This is a genomic window from uncultured Algibacter sp., from assembly GCF_947490405.1.
Lineage (GTDB): Bacteria > Bacteroidota > Bacteroidia > Flavobacteriales > Flavobacteriaceae > Algibacter_B.
In genome coordinates, this window is the sequence record NZ_CANLGU010000004.1 from 370,175 (window position 1) to 389,135 (window position 18,961).

General features: G+C 28.8%; 13 protein-coding genes. 12 read left to right on the top strand and 1 reads right to left on the bottom strand.

Annotated elements, in window-relative coordinates:
- The first annotated feature begins 11 nt into the window (after window positions 1-11).
- The 8 genes from Q0772_RS11390 to Q0772_RS11425 all read left to right on the top strand — a co-directional run bounded on the left by Q0772_RS11390 (window position 12) and on the right by Q0772_RS11425 (window position 11,784).
- The gene (locus tag Q0772_RS11390) at window positions 12-3,095 is read left to right on the top strand and encodes an efflux RND transporter permease subunit (RefSeq protein ID WP_298344594.1); all 3,084 of its coding nucleotides are present in this window, start codon (window positions 12-14) and stop codon (window positions 3,093-3,095) included.
- Window positions 3,096-3,130: 35 nt separating this feature from the next.
- A complete protein-coding gene (locus Q0772_RS11395) occupies window positions 3,131-4,609 on the top strand; it encodes a TolC family protein (RefSeq protein ID WP_298344596.1) in 1,479 nt (492 codons plus the stop codon).
- Between the two features lie 12 nt (window positions 4,610-4,621).
- Window positions 4,622-4,822 carry a DeoR family transcriptional regulator gene (locus Q0772_RS11400; RefSeq protein WP_298344599.1) on the top strand — a complete coding sequence of 67 codons (201 nt, stop codon included), beginning with the start codon at window positions 4,622-4,624 and terminating at the stop codon, window positions 4,820-4,822.
- Between the two features lie 283 nt (window positions 4,823-5,105).
- Window positions 5,106-5,366 carry a hypothetical protein gene (locus Q0772_RS11405; RefSeq protein ID WP_298344602.1) on the top strand — a complete coding sequence of 87 codons (261 nt, stop codon included), beginning with the start codon at window positions 5,106-5,108 and terminating at the stop codon, window positions 5,364-5,366.
- Window positions 5,367-5,482: 116 nt separating this feature from the next.
- Entirely contained in the window at window positions 5,483-6,670 is a 1,188-nt protein-coding gene (locus Q0772_RS11410; RefSeq protein ID WP_298344604.1) for a DUF4221 family protein, read from the top strand.
- Window positions 6,671-6,672: 2 nt separating this feature from the next.
- On the top strand, window positions 6,673-7,155 hold the full coding sequence (locus Q0772_RS11415) for a hypothetical protein (RefSeq protein ID WP_298344607.1): 483 nt from the start codon (window positions 6,673-6,675) through the stop codon (window positions 7,153-7,155).
- A gap of 288 nt (window positions 7,156-7,443) precedes the next feature.
- Window positions 7,444-8,589 (top strand): signal peptidase I, encoded by a 1,146-nt coding sequence (gene lepB, locus Q0772_RS11420; RefSeq protein ID WP_298344609.1) that lies wholly within the window; start codon window positions 7,444-7,446, stop codon window positions 8,587-8,589.
- Window positions 8,590-8,607: 18 nt separating this feature from the next.
- Entirely contained in the window at window positions 8,608-11,784 is a 3,177-nt protein-coding gene (locus Q0772_RS11425) for an efflux RND transporter permease subunit (protein ID WP_298344612.1), read from the top strand.
- A gap of 5 nt (window positions 11,785-11,789) precedes the next feature.
- Here the strand turns inward: Q0772_RS11425 and Q0772_RS11430 are convergent, their stop codons facing one another.
- Window positions 11,790-13,832, bottom strand: a complete 2,043-nt coding sequence (locus Q0772_RS11430) for a hypothetical protein (RefSeq protein WP_298344615.1) — start codon at window positions 13,830-13,832, stop codon at window positions 11,790-11,792.
- Between the two features lie 313 nt (window positions 13,833-14,145).
- On the opposite strand from Q0772_RS11430, the gene Q0772_RS11435 reads away from it, so the two are divergent.
- The 4 genes from Q0772_RS11435 to Q0772_RS11450 all read left to right on the top strand — a co-directional run.
- Window positions 14,146-14,592 carry a hypothetical protein gene (locus tag Q0772_RS11435; RefSeq protein WP_298344617.1) on the top strand — a complete coding sequence of 149 codons (447 nt, stop codon included), beginning with the start codon at window positions 14,146-14,148 and terminating at the stop codon, window positions 14,590-14,592.
- A gap of 255 nt (window positions 14,593-14,847) precedes the next feature.
- Window positions 14,848-16,176: a hypothetical protein gene (locus Q0772_RS11440; protein WP_298344620.1), complete on the top strand. Its 1,329-nt coding sequence runs from the start codon at window positions 14,848-14,850 to the stop codon at window positions 16,174-16,176.
- 139 nt (window positions 16,177-16,315) lie between these two features.
- Entirely contained in the window at window positions 16,316-17,761 is a 1,446-nt protein-coding gene (locus Q0772_RS11445; RefSeq protein ID WP_298344623.1) for a gliding motility-associated C-terminal domain-containing protein, read from the top strand.
- A gap of 1 nt (window position 17,762) precedes the next feature.
- Window positions 17,763-18,961: PorP/SprF family type IX secretion system membrane protein (locus tag Q0772_RS11450; protein WP_298344626.1), on the top strand; the 1,199-nt coding region annotated here is incomplete at its 3' end.

Below are 18,961 nucleotides of genomic sequence, written 5' to 3' on the forward strand. Positions count from 1 at the left end.
TAAATAATAATATGGTGAAATTTTTAATACATAAACCCATTGCCGTTTTAATGACAGCTCTAGGCATTCTTATTTTAGGGATATATGCTTTTAGTTTTATCCCCATTTCTCTGATGCCAGATATTGATGTGCCTGAAATTACGGTTCAGGTACAGGCAGATAACATGTCGGCAAGACAATTAGAAGATGCTATTGTAAAACCCTTACGATATCGTTTAATGCAAGTCAGTCATTTAAAGGATATAAAAAGTGAAACCAGTAAATCGTCTGGCATTATACGTTTAAGCTTAACTCACGGCACCAATATAGACTATGCGTTTATAGAAGTAAACGAAAAGATAGACCGGATTATGGGTGGTTTGCCTAAAACTGTAAAACGACCCAAAGTTATAAAGGCTAGTGCTACAGATATCCCTGTTTTTTATTTAAGCATGTCAATTAATGAGACAGAGGGCAAGATTGAAAACGGAAAAAATGAGACGAGTGGTTTATATCCTGTATCTCAAAAATTTGTAGATTTTAATCGGTTTACCAATCAAGTTATTCGAAAGCGTATAGAGCAGGTTAACGAGGTTGCTATGGTTGATATGAGTGGTTTGGTGTCTTCTGAAATCCTAATAATTCCAAATCAAAATAAATTAGATGCTCTGGGCATTAGCTTAGAAAATTTAGAATCTAGTATAAAAAAGAATGATCTAGACATAGGTAATTTGTTAATTAAAGACAATCAGTACCAATACGATGTACGCTTAGGCACTTCGTTAAATACTATAAAGGATATTGAGTCCGTTTATATCAATCATCAAAATCGTGTATTTCAGTTAAAAGAACTTGCTAAAGTTATTGAGCATCCGCAAAAGCGAACAGGGTTGGTTTTGTCTCAGGGGGATGAAGCCGTAACCATGGCTATTATAAAACAAAGTGACTCCAAAATGAACGATTTAAAAGCGTCACTTAACAAACTAATAAAAGCGCTAAAAAAAGACTATCCGCATATTAATTTTTCAATAACTAGAGATCAAACGAAACTGTTAGACTACGCTATAACTAATTTATTTCAAAGTTTATTATGGGGTATGTTATTGGCTTTTATAGTCATGTTTTTTTTCTTAAAAAATATAACATCTCCTTTATTAATAGGTGTTACCATACCAACCTCAATTATTGTTTGCTTATTGTTTTTTCATTTGTTAAACATTTCAATAAACATAATATCGCTTTCTGGTTTGGTGTTGGGTATTGGACTTATGATAGATAATTCTATTATTGTTATAGATAATATAACCCAGTATAGAGAGCGTGGTTATAATTTATCTAAAGCTTGTATTACAGGAACTACAGAGGTTATAAAACCTTTGTTAAGTTCTGCTTTAACAACTTGTGCTGTATTTATTCCTTTGGTGTTTTTAAGTGGTGTTAGTGGTGCTTTGTTTTACGATCAAGCTATGGCCATAAGTATTGGTTTATTTATTTCCTTTTTTGTCTCTATTACATTACTACCTGTATTGTACCGCTTATTCCATTTAAGTAATACGAAAGCATCACTTAAAATGAATCGTTATCTAGCTAAAATAAATACAGTAGACTATGCTTTTCTTTATGAAAATGGATTCCGTTGGGTGATGCGTAAACAAAGAATTTCTTGGGGTATAAGTCTTTTGCTTTTGGTAGCTGCAATCGCATTATTTACCGCATTACCAAAATCTCAAATGCCTCAATTTTCTAATACGGAAACCATACTTAAAATAGATTGGAACGAACCTATTAATGTTGACGAAAATAAACGTAGAGTTCTAGATTTATTAAAGCCCATAACCCCAGACTTAATTAATCAAACCGCACTCGTAGGCACGCAACAATTTCTATTAGATAAAAATGCAGATGCAAAAACATCTGAAACCATTATTTATATTCAGACCAAATCGCAAACAGAATTGTTTAAAATAATGGATACTTTAAACGATGATTTGGTGTTAGCTTATCCTGATGCGAATTATAATTATAAAGATGTTGATAATATTTTTAGCTTAATCTTTTCGGATAGAGAAACGCCTTTAGTTGCTCGTTTAAGGCATGTAGAAAATTTAGGAAGTCAACAAAATGAACAGTTAAAAACCATTTGGCATCAAATACAAGGCAATCTAAATGAGATTACATTAAAACCGATAGCATGGGAAAACCATATTACGCTAATAGCAGACCAAGAAAAGTTAATAACCTATAATAATGTGTCTTCTAGCACATTATTTAACACCTTAAAAAGTGCTTTTAACGAACGTGAAATTTTAACGATAACCGATAATCAAAATTTTGTTCCTGTTATTCTTGGAAATAAAACCAAGCATCTTAACGCTATTTTAAATGAAACTACAGTAAAGGCGAAAGATAGTGCTGTTTTTCAAATAAAAAACTTTATTAAAACGGTAAAGGCAAAAGATTTGAAAACCATAACTGGGGGTAGGGAAGGTGAATATTTTCCTGTTGAGCTTCATATTAATGATAATGAGGTAGAATCTACAATAAGTAATATAAAAGATGTAGTTAGCAATAATTCGTGGTTTGATGTTAATTTCTCAGGTAGTTTTTTTTCAAATAAAGAACTCATGGGAGAACTTAAAATCGTTTTAGCAATTTCTTTAGTGCTGCTCTACTTTATTCTAGCGTCTCAATTTGAGTCTTTTGTTTTACCGCTCATCATATTATTAGAAGTACCTATAGACTTAGCGGGCGCGTTTTTATTTTTAAAATTGTTTGACATGAGTATTAACCTAATGTCTATGATAGGCCTTGTGGTTATGAGTGGTATTATTGTTAACGATTCAATTTTAAAAATAGATACTATCATTCAATTGCAACGTCAAGGGTATCCATTACTAAAAGCTCTATTAGTTGCAGGACAAAGACGATTGAAACCTATACTTATGACGAGTTTAACAACCATTCTAGCCTTAGTACCATTATTGTTTTCAAGTGGGTTAGGAGCTGAATTACAAGCACCTTTAGCGGTGGCTTTAATTGGTGGTATGTTATTAGGTACGATAGTAAGTCTTTATTTTATACCTCTTTGTTATTATTATTTTACTAAAAGAATATGATTAAATACTTGAAAATAAAGCAAATTGCGCTCTGTGTGTGCGTCTTAATAAGTAGCAGTAAACTTGCAGCACAACAACAAGATAGCTTAATTATTACTCATCAAACCATAACACTTAACGATATTTTAAAATTGGCTAGTAAAAACTCCTTAGATGTTTTTAAGGCTAAACGAAAATACGGTGTAAATTATTGGCAGTTTCGTTCTTTTAAATCTAGTCTATTACCTAAAATTGATTTTGAAACAAGACCGTTTACGTATAATAGTGCGTTGATTGAACGTTATGATTCCGAACAAAACATTGATGTATTTAGGCAACAGCAAACTATAAACAGTTTTGGAAACCTTTCGTTAAGTCAAAATATAGCTGCAACAGGCACGCGATTATTTATAAATTCTAGTTTTAATAGGCTTGAAAATTTTGGCGATTTTGAAACCGAAAGCTACAATGCTACCCCTGTTAGAATAGGTTTGTCGCAACCGATAATGGCTTTTAACCCCTTTAAATGGCAACAAAAAACAGCACCTATAGAATTTCAAAAAGCAAAACAAGATTTTTTGTACGAGTTACAAACCATCAACTTAAAATCGGTTGATTTATTTTTTAAATGGGCGCTAGCAAGTAAAAAAGTAGAAATTGCGCAAGAGAATAAAATATCTGCAGAAAAACTATTCAATATAGGTAAAAAACGCTACGATTTAATTGCTATAGAACGCGATGAACTTCTAAACTTAGAATTAGATGTTTATAATGCAAATATCAAATTAGCACAAAACCTACAAACCCTACAAAAAACAGAAGCGGAGCTAAAACTGTTTTTAAGGGATCAGTTACCTCAAAACACTATTCCAGAATTGCCCGAATTAATAACTAATTTGAGTATAGATTTAAATGAGGCTATAGCCCTCGCTTATGAAAACAACCCAGATATACTTGATTTAAAGCTTAGAAAAATTGAAGCCTTAAGAGATTTAGATAAAGCCATAAAGGATAATCGGTTCGATTTGTCTTTAAACGCTAGTTATGGTTTAAATCAACAAGCCAACACGTTTGTTGATGCCTATGGTAGGTTTCTAGACCAACAAATGGTTTCAATACAATTAAATGTACCCGTTCTAGATTGGGGTGAACGTAAAGGCAAGATAAAAACAGCAAAAATGAATAAAGATGTTGTAGATATAGAATTGCAACAAAATGAAGATAGCTATAAACAAGATATTACCTTAAATGTACTAGATTTTAATTTACAAAAAGAATTGGTAGATGGTGCATTGAAAACAAGGGATTTAGCCAAAGAATCTTATACACTTACAGAAAAACGATTTTTATCTGGGAATGTAGATTTTTTAAACTTAACCGCTTCTCGAAAGGCATGGCAACAGGCTAATGAAAACTATATAAGAACCTTACAAAATTATTGGACGATTTATTATAAAGTACAACAGTTAACGCTATATAACTTTATTAATGACACGCCATTAATACAAGATTTTGAAACGATACTAGAAAATTAAAATTTGGCAAATATGACTTATCCTGAAAGAAAAGAAAAAGAAAAGCATTTGTTGTATTTAATAGAGCAAAAAAGACTATGCTCAATAGAGAAAGTGGCAAATGATTATGGTTGTAGTATTAGAACCGTAAAACGGATGCTAGAAAATCTAAGAAATGAAGGTAAAACCATAGTATACTGCAGAAAAACTAGTAAATATTTTCTTGAAGAATAGCAAAGTGACAAAATTTGTCCCTTTGAGGTTTTAAATTTGAGGAAACAAAATCTAAAAAAACAAAATCTAAAAAAACCTCTGTGCATAAGGTTAAAAAATATAATCACAAATTGTTTAACTAAAAATTCATGCCAATGACATAAATAAGATTAATACCCAGAGGAAGTTTTTTTTTAGACTAAGTAGTACTACTCGTAGTACTATTTAATATTCGGCAAAAGTAGTATTTCCTCGAAGACTTTTGAAAATAATAATTGTTTAAATAATTAAAATTTCAATAAAAATGAAAAAAATATTAGGAATAGTAGGAGCTTTTGTATTTGCATTAACCATGCTTTTTAACACTACAAATTTTGAGATTAAAGGAAACCAAGATGTTAGTTTATCTTCTTTATTAAGTTTAAATACTGCTAATGCAGAGTCAATTGATTACAATGATTGGGGTTTTGGTAGGTCATCATGGTCGGGTAGATGTTACCATGATGCTTATGTAGACGAATGTAATACTTGGAACGATTACGATCCTTATTACAGTTTTAGGTAATGGTCATTAGTATTATATTAAACAATTGAGTTATTAATATCTATTCTTATTTCACTCTAAATAAGCAATTTCTAAAATTATTTTAGAAATTGCTTTTTTATCTAATTAAATAAATTATGAAAATACCATTATCGTTATTAATGATATTGTTTTTCTTATCATGTTCAAATCATGTAGTGGAAATAGAAAATATCAATAAAGGAAAGTTAAAAAGCAGTAAAACTTTAAAAGAAACAGATGTCAAAAAATTCCCTTTAGATAGTGTAACGGCACCAAACCCTAAGTACATACAAATTTATAAAGATATAAACAATAAGAGAAATTTAACTTTTTTGAATTCCTACAATAATTCGATTTATTTTTATAACTATCAAGACTTATCATTCTTAAAAAAGATTTCCTTTGACAAAAAAGGACCGAATGGAATATTTGGATTACTTGGTTATCATATCCAAAACTTAGATTCTATATATGCCTATGATAATTCTAATTTAGAAATTGTAATTGCAAATGGTGATTCTGAAATTTTAAGCAGACATTCTTTAATAGGCAACAAAGATTTTAGAAAAAGTAATTGGGCGCAGATTTATCCACAATATTATCCTACTTCAATCGTTCCATTCATAAATGTAAAGGATAACTTATTTTTAGCAGGTTTTTTTATTTATAATTCTTCAAAAGAATCTATAAAAAAGTCAAAACACACTTTAAGGTTTAATAAGATTAATAATAATGTTAGTTTTGAGCATACCTATCCAGAAGAATTGTATAGAAATTTTAATTGGGGAGATCCTTTATATAAAATTGTTTACCCAGTTTATAACCCTAACAAAAACGAGTTAGTTTATAGTTATCCAGTTTCTCATCATCTATACAGACACAATTTGTCAACTAATCAATTAGATAAAGTACATGCGAGCAGTAATTTTGCTGGTACAATAACATCTTTTGATGCCTCTGAAAAAAAACGAATACCAAAAAATAGAATTGGCTTAAAGTTTAATCAACAAGATATTTATGGCGGGTTATTGTATGATAAATGGAGCAAAGTTTACTATAGATTTATGCTTAAAGCCCTACCTAATGTTACTGTTAAGACTAATTCTAAGAAAAAGAAAGTAGTAGTAATTATAATGGATGAAAATTTTAATTACTTAGGAGAAAAAGTTTTGGGGACTTGGAGAAACTGGAATTGGGAAAACTCTTTTGTAACAGAAGAAGGATTGAATATCGAGTTTTTAGATAACCATAATATAAACGAAGTCGCTTTAATTTTTAAAATTTTCCAACCTAAAGATATTTAGTTATGATAAAACATTATAAATACATATTTATACTCTTTTTGGTTTCTAATGCTTTAACCAGTTGTAAAAAAACTCAAGAAAGTTCTGATTTTACAGATATAAAACAATTTGTTGAAAAATTAGATCAAAATTTAGAGCAATACAATTGGATTGTAGTATTACCAGGGTTAGGTTGCAAAGGCTGTATAAAACAAGCAGAAATGTTTATAAAAGAAAATATTGCCCAAAAGAAAGTATTGTTTGTGCTTACAAAGGTAGAATCTCTTAAAACATTACAAAATAAGATAGGTATTAAAGTTAAAGATCATTCTAATATTTATATTGATAGGGAAGATGATTTTATTATTCTTTCTGATAATAGTATATACCCATGTATAATTAGCTTAGAAAATGGTAAAACACAAAATTATCAGTTTCAGTCTCCTGATAATGGGGAGGCGTTTGTTAAATTAAGTACGCAAATAAAAGCTTTGGCTAAACAATAAAGATGAGATGAATATACTAATAAGGTACTGAAAAATTATATGTATGATACTTTGTCTCTACCCAAAACGAGATAAAGTATTCTTTTTTAGTTAAAAAAAATCTACTTGAAGAAAAACTCTTATAAAATTAAAAATGGATTTATAAATCTCCATTTTACATTAATGAGTCTTTTAATTTTTGTTATTACGTATTATTAAGTAAGGCTAATTCTTATTTTAAAATATAGTTGTTTTTTATTTACCTAGAAAAAGTACTGATAATTAACCTCATAAAGAACAAACAAGTAAATGACCAAAAGAACTATTTTTTTAAGTTGCTTGCTTGCAATTTTATTTGCATTGATAAACCTATTCTGGCTTTTTTTAGTATTGTTTATTTTGGTCTTAATCTTTAAGAAAATTTTAGCGCTAATAAGTAAGTCATTTTTTAAAAAAGGATTTGTTTTATTTTCACTTTTATTTGCTTTAATAATAATTAGGTTGTTTATTTTCGATATTTTCAAAATACCTAGTTCTTCAATGGAAGACACCTTGTTTCCTAAAGATATAATTATTGTAAACAAGCTGAAATATGGACCCAAACTGCCCCGTTCTCCTTTTGATATTCCCATTTTGAATATTGCGTTTTATTTTAATAAAAAAGCTAAAGAAAAAATAAAAAAAAACTGGTGGGCTTATAAACGTTTATCAGGCTATTCAAATGTGAAAAATGGCGATATAATTGTTTATGAAAACTTTAGGAAAAACTTTTTTTTTGTAAAACGGTGCGTTGCCATTCCTGGTGATACACTCTACATTAAAAACGGAAGTGTATATATTAATAACACATACCATGAGTTTAATAATAATATTAAAAAAAGCTATCAATTTAAGATTAAAAATGTTGATAAATTTCATCGAGATATTGACGCTTTAGAAATAACAGATTGCATTAATATAGAAACCGATTCACTGCAATACTCAACAATAAATTTATCAATTAAAAAAGCAAAAGAAATGAATCAATTATCTTCAATAGATTCATTTGGATATACAATTAAAGCCTTTAATGAAAATGATAAGTTTTTTTATCGCAAAAATAAAGAACAATGGACGATTGATAATTTAGGACCTATAATAACCCCGAAAAAGGGAATGCAAATAATTCTTAATGATAAGAATTTTGCCATTTACCACAAAGCGCTCCGAAAATACGAAAAAGTTAAAATAAAAAGGGTAAATGGTACTTATTTTATTAATGATGTTATAAAAGACCTGTATACTTTTAAACAAAATTATTATTTTATGATGGGAGATAATAGGGATGAAACTATAGATTCAAGGTTTTTTGGTTTTTTACCAGAAAAGAATATTGTGGGTTATGTACAAGGGGTTTTTTTATCAAACTATCAAGATACTTTTCAATGGGGACGGTTATTTAAAAGTATTTATTAAATGTAAGCTAAATGGTTTATGAACTTTAAGTTTTCTTCTTTTTCTATCCTTATTGTTTTTGTCTGTTTATCTATTATTGGGGCAAGTCTTATACCTTTATTAAATATCAAATTATCTCCTTCTGCAAAAACAGCATCAATTGGTGTAAATTATAAATGGCAAGATGCTTCTGCTAAATTAATAGAGCAAGAAGTTACTTCAAAATTAGAGGGTGTTTTTAATACGATAAAAGGTATTAAAGAAATAAGTTCTACTTCTAATAAAGGTAAAGGGAATATTTCAATTGAGTTCAAGGATAATATGAATATGGATGCGCTTAGGTTTGAAATAGCCAACCTAATTCGTCAATCTTATTCTGAATTTCCTGAAGGGGTTACTTATCCAAATATATCGCAAAGTACTATTAATGAAAATAAGTCACCTGTTTTGTCTTACAGTATTAATGCTAACGAAAGCCCTTATTATATTAAAAAATATATAGAGAACTATATTGCACCTAAACTAGCTATAATTAAAGGAGTTAACAAGTTAGATGTTTATGGTGCTGCTCCTTTTGAATGGGTTATTGAATATGATACTGATAAGCTATTACAATTACATCTAACTGTAAATGATATAAAAAACGCTATTAATAATCACCTTAGTAATCAAGAATTAGGTAATGGTGTTTTTAAGAGTGATAATTATGACTCTCAAATTAGTTTACAATTGTCGTATAAATCTAAAAATGAAATTAACTGGAATACTATTCCTATAAAACATATAGGTGGTAGAATTATTTTTTTAAAGCATATTGCGAAAGTAAAATATAAAGAAGCCGGCGTAAATAGTTATTATAGAATAAATGGATTGAATACCGTTAACATGACCGTTTATGCTGAAAATGGAGTTAATACCATAGACTTAGCGAATACTATTAAAGCTAAAATAACTACCTTGAATAATGATTTACGCGAGGGTTATGATATAAGATTAACCCAGGACGGGACAGAATATGTGGTAGAAGAATTGCAAAAAATACAAAAACGTACTTTCTTTTCATTTTTAATATTATTAATCTTAATTCTAATAATTAATAGAAGTTGGAAATATCTAATTGTTTTATTCTTAAGTATTATTACCAATTTACTAATTGCCATAATTTTTTACTATCTGCTTAAAGTAGAACTACAACTGTATTCTTTTGCAGGTATTACTATTTCTTTTGGAATTATTATAGATAATAGTATTATAATGATAGGTCACATTAGAAACAAAGGTGATAAAAAAGCTTTTTTAGCCATTTTAGCATCAACGTTAACCACTATTGGAGCACTAATGATTATCTTTTTATTAGAAGAAAGCCAACAAGCCGATTTATTAGATTTTGCGCTAGTTATTGCGATAAATATTGGTGTCTCTTTATTGGTGTCTTTGTATTATGTGCCAGCACTCTTAAACAAAATGAACTTAACTAGCAAACAGGTTAAGTTTTCTAGGAAACGAAAAAGAAACGTTATAAAATTTACAAATTTTTATAAAAGAATTATTTTTTGGATTAAAAGACCAAGCTATAAATGGGCACTTATTGTAATTTTTATATTAGGTTTTGGAATTCCTTTTCATTTATTACCTAAAAACCTAGAAGAAGATGATGATGATTTTTTTTCAAACATATACAGTAAAATTGTTGGCAATGAATGGTTTTCAAATGATGTAAGACCTACTTTAGAAAAAGTTATTGGAGGTTCTTTAAGGTTGTTTACCGAACATGTTTTTGAAGATTCTTATTATTCTGAAGTTGAAAGAACTACCTTAAAGGTTTCAGGTTCCATGCCTGATGGTTGTACTATACAACAACTTAATGAAGCTATAATGAAAATGGAATCTTATTTAAGTAGGTTCGATGAAATTGATTTGTTTGAAACGCGTATATCCAGTCATAAAAATTCTAGTATTTCTATTTATTTTAATGAGGGCTATGAATTTAATGGTTTTCCATACGCTTTAAAAAATTTGTTACAAACTAAAGCTATAAGCTTAGGGGGATTAGATTGGACTATTACAGGTGTAGGGAGAGGTTTTTCTAATGCTTTAGGTAATGGACTCAAGCAAAATAGAATTATTTTAGAAGGTTACAATTATGATAAATTGTATAGTTATGCTGAACAACTAAAAGAACAATTGGTTGAAAATTTTAATTCACGTGTTAAAGATGTAGAAATAACTAGCGGTGGTTTTAGAGAAAATGCTTTAAACGAGTATCATTTAAATTTTGATTCTAATAAATTGGCAGATGCTAATATATCTGAAAACAAATTATATGATTATTTAAAAAACCAAGTACACTCAGGACAGTTAGCTTCTATTATTCAAAACAATGAATTTCAGGATGTAAAATTAGTTTCAAATAAATATAAAAAATTTAATATTTGGGACTTAAAAAATAGACCAATAACAATTCAAAATAGAACGTATAAACTAAATCAATTAGTATCTATTGAAAAAAAGAAAACAGGAAATACAATAAAAAAGAATAATCAACAGTATCGACTAACTGTAGCTTATGATTTTTTAGGAACAAAAGAAATGGCTAAAAAAGTAAGAAATATTGCCGTTGAACAATTTGAACCTAAACTAGCATTAGGTTATAATATTTTTCAGAAAAAAAATAAAAACTGGGATAAAGATGAAAAAACACAATATTACTATCTATTTATAGTGATTGTGATTATATTTTTTATTGGTGCCATATTACTAGAATCCTTAAAACAACCTTTGTCCATAATTAGTATGATTCCAATTTCTTTTATTGGTGTATTTTTAACTTTTTACATTTTTGACTTTAATTTTGATCAAGGTGGTTACGCCGCATTTATTTTATTATGTGGTATTAGTGTTAATTCTGCATTATATATTATTAACGACTTTAATAATTTGAAGAAAGATTATCCAAACAGAAATAGTAGCACTTTGTATTTTAAAGCTTTTAATTACAAAATAATCCCAATAGTATTAACTATAATATCCACTATTATTGGTTTGATACCTTTTGTTTGGAATGGTCAAAATGAAGCTTTTTGGTTTTCATTTGCTGTTGGTTCTATTGGGGGATTGATTTTTTCTTTAATAGGAATATTCATTTATTTACCAATTTTTTCTTTGAAAAAGAATAATAAAGTGTTTGAAAAGAAACTAAAATCAGGAAGAAATTAAGTTTTTTACTTAAAACCCATCGACATTGGAGCACCAACACCTAAATCATTGACATCAGAAACTCCAAACCAAAATTGATTTCCATTTTCATCAAAAGTAAAAACAGTTTCTTCTTTTCCTTTTGTCAAATTGTGTAGTATGTATAAACCATCTTTTGCAAGACTTTTATAATTAAGAACGGTATCTTTTGCTTTTTCTTTTCTAACACGCTTCCATGCTTTATCAAATACCTTTAATTCATATTCTTCACCTATATTTATATGATTATCATCATTCCTTGCTTGTATTTCAAAGCCACTGACATTTTGATTGTTTTCTACTTCAAAAGTAATTTTCATATTTAAAAATCTTCCGAAAGTTAAAGGGTCGTTATCTGTTATTTTTGATTTTTGCTTAAGTTTAGATTCTTTAGTTCCATAAAAATCTATTTTTACATTTTTTATTGGTTCTAAATCCGTATTAATTAATGCAAATTCTGCTATATACGATGTATATGAAGTTACTTCTTCTGCAATTAACCGATAATATCTATATTTTTCTTCTTTCTTAAACAGAAATTGACTTTTTTGAGTACTACAGAAGTTCTTTATTGTATAAATATCTTTAAAACTATTTTCATCTAAATAATTACTTCCTTGTAATTTGCAGTTATTTAATGCTTTTATTCGATCTATTTTCCATTTATTGGGTAGGTCTATTGGAGGATATTTTCTTGTGATATTAAAAGGTATATCTTCTTTCAAATTCTTGTTTTTTAAAAACATTAAATTGCCTTTATAGTCTAAATAAAAGGGATAATTAATAGGTTCTAAGAAGCTGTTTGTAACTGCATATGCTATTCCTCTCCCAACATTATTGAATGTAACTTTATTATTATTCAATTTAAAATTTTTATCTACTTCAAACCAATTAGATTTTTTGTTAAACACACATAGTTTAAAATCTTCTTTATTGCTAGTTTGAAAAATATTTTCAATTTGCACTGTCGAGGTGGGTCTATACATATTAGTTACATCCGTATCTATATTAATTGATGAATTTTTAAAATTAATCTTATTGAATACATTTCTATATACTTTTGGCATATTGGTAAGTTTAAAAATTTTTTCGATATCAGAAAATATTAAACTTTTAGATCTTGCTTGTATAGGTAAGAAAGTATCATCATACATAATAAAAAACCAATTATGTCCAATTGGGCTATGTCTATTACCGTAAGTTGTAATATAATCTGTACCAGCAGCAAAGCCCAATGATCTAAAAAGTAAAACAAAATAATTTGTTACGTCTCTACAAAGTCCATACTGAAGTTTTTCTATTTGTGAAGGAGTGGGGCTAAGATTTAGATTACTTAATTTTTTAAAGTCAATATTTATTTTTAAATCGTCATATATTTGAATGACTATATCTTCTAAAGGTTTTATTTTTATGGAATCATAAACCCAAGAGTATTTTTCATATAGTTCTCTTCTTTTTTGAAACTCTAATGGTTCTCGATCATTTCTATATGGTAGAACGTAATTACAAAAATCATTAAAATTGGTTCTGTATTTTTTTGGAAGTTTATAGTGAGCTTCAAATGCTAAGTTTATATTTTCAATTAGAAAAGAAGAACTAAGTGTGTCAATGTCTCTGACTTCTTCTTTGTCAAAAAAATCATTAGTTTTACAAAGAAAATTCATTTTATCTACAAATAAATCTTGAACTTTTTTTAGCATTCGTTTATTATACTTTAAACTATCGGAGTAAATTATTAATTTATTTTTTAATGCATGAATTGAATCTACTACTTGATTAAAAGTTTCAGGTTCTTTTTTATAGGAATACAAAGGAATATTAGAAATAAGGACTTGTGCACATTTTAGTTTTAAATTATCTTCCTCTTTATTGAAATATTTTAAAACTTTTTCAAATTCTGCTCTTTGTAATTCATTTGAATTTTTTAAAGTGTATCTTACAGCTTCTGGGTACTTATAAAAAATTTCTTTATTAAGATAGGTCACGTAAATCAACCCTGTTAAAATAAGAATTATAAATAGTTTTTTCATGTTTTCTGTCTTTGGGCTTCTTGTTTAATATAGAACTTAATCTAGTTATAAATATATTTAACATTTAGTACTTATCTCACTAATACAATAATTAATTTTTTAGAAGTTTAATTGAATACTTAAATAGTTTTCTATAAACTTTATAAGGATAAATGATTTATCTGATTATTTATATAAAAATACTATTCACTATTGCTAATGTAGACTTTATAAAAGTGATATTTAATATTTGTTTTATTAAAAAAATCGATAAAACGCTTGTTTTTGACGATAAATTACATACATTTGTGCTACAAACCCTTAAATCTATATCATGAAATTGAAGATTATTTTATTCAGTTTTAGCCTACTATTCTTTACTAGCATTGGTTTTTCTCAAAAAAAGAAAGGACCAAAAAGTTTCATTAGTGAGAAAGCCACAATAAGTAAGTATCATAATAAAGCTGAATTAGAACGAATGGCAAAAGGTCAGCTTATTACTTTATATTCTGAACGAATTAAAGTATTGGCAAGAACCTTGCCTTATGTTGCATTTGCTACAAAGCCAGGAATTACTATGGCTACATTAGGTATACCTACAAATAATGATAATAAAAAAGCATTAGATAATCAATTTGATTCTACTGATAATTATTTAGAAAATACAGACGAGTTTCACAGTGAGTATTTACCATACTCAGATACAGGTAACTTAATTGCTGGTATACTGTTTTATGAGGAAATTATGAAGTCTCTTCATCAGTATAACGAGTTTCGTTAAAAGTTGGTTATTATATAATAATTATTACATACAATCGGATTTCCTTTTTAGTTTACAATTCTAAAAAAGAAATTCGATTTTTTTTTATCGAAATTATTCTTCAATTTTTATTACCAATTTTTACACTTAATCGATTAAATTTGTAGTCTTTTTCTTTTTAAATATTGTATTTCAACGAAATAATTGGTATTTCATAGGTTTTTTTCTATTTTTGATTATTATTATATCAAAGAATTATTTACTAATTATTTCATTATGAAAAACTTTACCCAAATCATTTTCATATTTCTTTTTGGAATAGCCAGTAGTTTTGCTCAGCAAGAGAAAGGTATTCTTGGAGAAGAAAACTGGCTAAATAATTGGACAGAGTTTAGGTCCAGCCAAAGTGAGTATGGAGAGCCTACAAAAATCCTTACAGGAAATATTACTGAGAATACCACTTTAAACAAGAGGAATGTTTATTTACTATTAGGTAGCGTATTTGTAACAGACAGTACAGAGCTTACTATTGAACCTGGAACCGTTATTTTAGGAGATTTTAAATCAAATGGTTCATTAACTATTTCACGTGGAGCAAAACTTTTTGCAAAAGGAACGCAAACCGACCCAATTATTTTCAGTTCTAATAGAGGTTTAAAAAGACCAGGAGACTGGGGTGGCCTTATCTTATTAGGAAAAGCACCTGTTAATAAATTTGGAGCAGGTTCTGTTGCTATGTTATACCCAAATATTAGTAGTAGTAGCTATGCAAATGCTAACTATGGCGGTGATGATAAAGTGGATGGTTCTGGTGTAATTGAATATGTAAGAATTGAATATGCTGGTAGAAGAGTATCTAAAGACGCGTACTTTAGTGGATTATTACTGGCAGGAGTTGGGAAACAAACTAAATTATCTAATGTTATGGTTAGCCACTCTGCAGGTAAAGGTTTTGAAGTGTTAGGAGGTAAATTAGATTTGTTTAGAATGGTTTCTTTTAACAATGAAGGAAGTGATTATAAATTTAGTTATGGTTCTGAGTCCATTATTAAAAACTCTCTTGCGGTAAGATCTCCTTATGCTTCTAACGGTACAGGATCTAGGTGTTTAGAGGTGAAATCTTATGAACAAAAGGAAGAGTTCGATTTTTCAAAAAATATAACAAATATTCAGGCAGAAAATTTAACGTTAATTAATATTAGTAACGATTTGAAAACTGATATAAAAATGAATTTGGTTGAAGAATCTGTATTTGTTGGGAGTAATGCTAAAATTCAAATGTCTAAAAGTGTAATCTCGGGATTTAATCCAGCCGTTATTTTGGACGAGAATATTTATATAAACCAAGAGAATTTAGAGAAAATCAAGTTTGAAGCCATGTTATTCAATAATTGTAATGGAAATATCTTTGTTGAATACAATGCTAACAATGATGATTTAGAAAACTGGTATGGCAATAGTGCTTTTTTTAATGTGTATTCTAAAGGTGATAATTACGAAACCTTTATTGATTCAGAAAACAATAAGCGGCCAGATTTTAGATTGAAAATAAACAAGATAATTGCGTCTAACGAGGTAGATCCTGATTTAAGACAAGTAGATTAAATATAAAATGGATAATAAAACTCTAGACCTTTATACTCTAATGTTTACACTTTTCAAGATTTTGGATGATTAAATCCTAACTAAAAGTTCAGTTGTGTAGTATCGGTTTCTAGATGTTTTATTTTTTAAATGAAACTGTATGAGGAACTTTACTCTATTTTACATTATTGCTTTTTTCGTTTTATCTTTAAACGTAACGCTTCATGCGCAAATAGTAATAGGTAAACCTAGTTTTACAGATATAGTTACTCAGTTATGTGCAAGTTCATCATTTAATAATTATGATGTGGCTTTTACGTTTTCGCCAGAATCAAATTTAGAAGCATCTAATCAATTTATAGTAGAGCTTTCTGATGGAAATAGTAGCTTTTCTAATCCAACCCAAATATATGTTTCTAATCCAGGGGAAATTACAACTTCTCCTGTAGATTTTAGTTTTTCACTTCCTACAACAGCATCAGGAGAAAACTATACCATGCGTGTAAGGAGTACTGCACCAGCATCAATTAGCGGAAGTTCAAATGTGTTTCCAGCCTATTATAAAGTTCATGATACAGATTTTTCGATTAATAACTTAATAGCTACAGCGGTATATTGTTCTGGTGGCAGTTACCTATTGAGTATTGACAATCCTAATAAATTTCCAGGAGATTCTCCTATTCAATATCCTAATTTAACTTACAACTGGTATAAAGAGACTAGTGAGACCACATCTGTTTTTATATCTGAAGGTGCTACGTTATCAGTTAATCAACCAGGTACTTATTTTGTTAAAACTAATTACGGTTCATGTACATCAGAGTCTGAATCAAACCGAGTAACATTAAGTGAAGCAACAACAAATTCAACTACTAGTATTAATTCCAGTTTAGGAAACCCATATTGTTCTACAGATGGACCAACAGTTTTAAGTGCTATAAATGCTAATGGTTATCAATGGTTTAAAGATGGTGAAGCTATTTCTGGTGCAATAAGCCAGATGTATGAAACTAATGAAGCTGGTGCGTATTCGGTAAATATTGATTTAGGAAGTTGTATGACAAGCGCTTCAATCAATATAGACAATACAGGCTTTTCAAGTAGTATTGATGTTGACGATGTTAATAATATTGATGAAAACGAAACCTTAGTTGCTACAATTACTACCACTGCAAATAATCCTGAGTTTAAATGGTACTTAAATGATGTTATGATAAGTGATGCTACAAGTGGTAGTTACGAAATAACACAAACAGGAACTTATAAAGCTGTAGTTACACAAACAACGGGTTGTAACGCTTCTATTGAATTTCCTTTTGTGGTAAGAGATGCATTTCCAAATGTTGAAAAAATTCCAAATGTAATAAGTCCTAACGGCGATGGTGCAAATGACACATGGGTAATTCCGCAAAAATATGTTAATGGTACAAATGCTGAAGTTGTTATAATAAGTTCTATGGGTAAAGTTGAATTTAAAACAAATAACTATCAAAATAATTGGCCAGAAAACGAAATAATTTTTGCGGATGTAAACCCTGTGTATTATTACATTATTACACCAATAAACGGTAAACAAAAAAAAGGCACAATAACAGTAATTAAATAGCGTGAAAAAATATCTATTACATATAGTTTTATTTTTCTGTATTGTACAGCTGCTAAATTCTCAAGAGGATGGTGTAGTTGCGTTTAATATTCCTGCTAGAAATTCCTTGAAATTTAACAGACAATTTATAAACCCAACGTTTAGTTTTGTTAGAGAGCAAAATAAATATATAAGCTTTAATAACAAACGCGAATGGGTGCAATTCAATGGTGCCCCCCAAACCTATTTGTTTGGATATTCCGGAAGATTCCAAGAGAATATTGGAGCTGGAGTTAGTTTGTTTCAACAAAACTATGGTGTTCTAACCACCTTTGGAGGGGTTGCAAATTTCGCTTACAATGCTGTTCTTAACCGGGACAGCAATTTGACTTTTGGGATGAATCTAGGTTTTTACAAGAGCGGACTAAATGAAGGTAATGTTGTAACTAACGTTCCTGATAGTGCTTTAGATAATATACCTTCAAATTCAATTATTACTTTAAACCCTGGAATAAACTATGGTACTGAGTTTTTAGACTTTGGTGTTTCCATCAATAATTTTGTTTCCTATAATCTTACATCTTCAAGAATGATTGAAGATAACCCAGAGCAAGGTATTAAAGGACATATTATGTATACAGGTTATATGAATGCACGTGGTTTTTTTGACGAAAGTAGATTTACGGGATTGGTAAGCTCTGAATTTAGAAAAGACCAAACCATACTAACCGGTATGATAATGTTAAATGTGCCTAAAGGTATTTGGGGACAAATAGGCTATAATAGTTTATACGCTATATCTGCTGGTATTGGTTTAAATGTTACTTCTCAAATTGCAATTGAATATAATTATGAAAACGGTGTTGGAGGTTTTTCAAGCTTTGGTAATTCTCATGATATTACTGTAGCATTCAAATTTATTAACCGTAACAGATATGATTATGCTGGAGATGATGAAGAGGAAGCGCTGTTAATTTCTCCAAATAGAAAAGCAAGATCTATTGCAAAACGAAGAAAAACATCAAAATCTGAATCAAATAAAAAAACAAAACCTACTGTAGTTAACAACGACGAAATTAAAGCAGAAGAAGTAGTAATAGCTAAAACCCAAACTGAATCAGTTGATGAATTAAATAAAGAAGAGCAAGCAAGAATAGCAGAAGCAGCAAGGTTAAAAGCTGAAGAAGCGGCTAAGGCAAAATTAGCTGAAGAGGCAAGAAT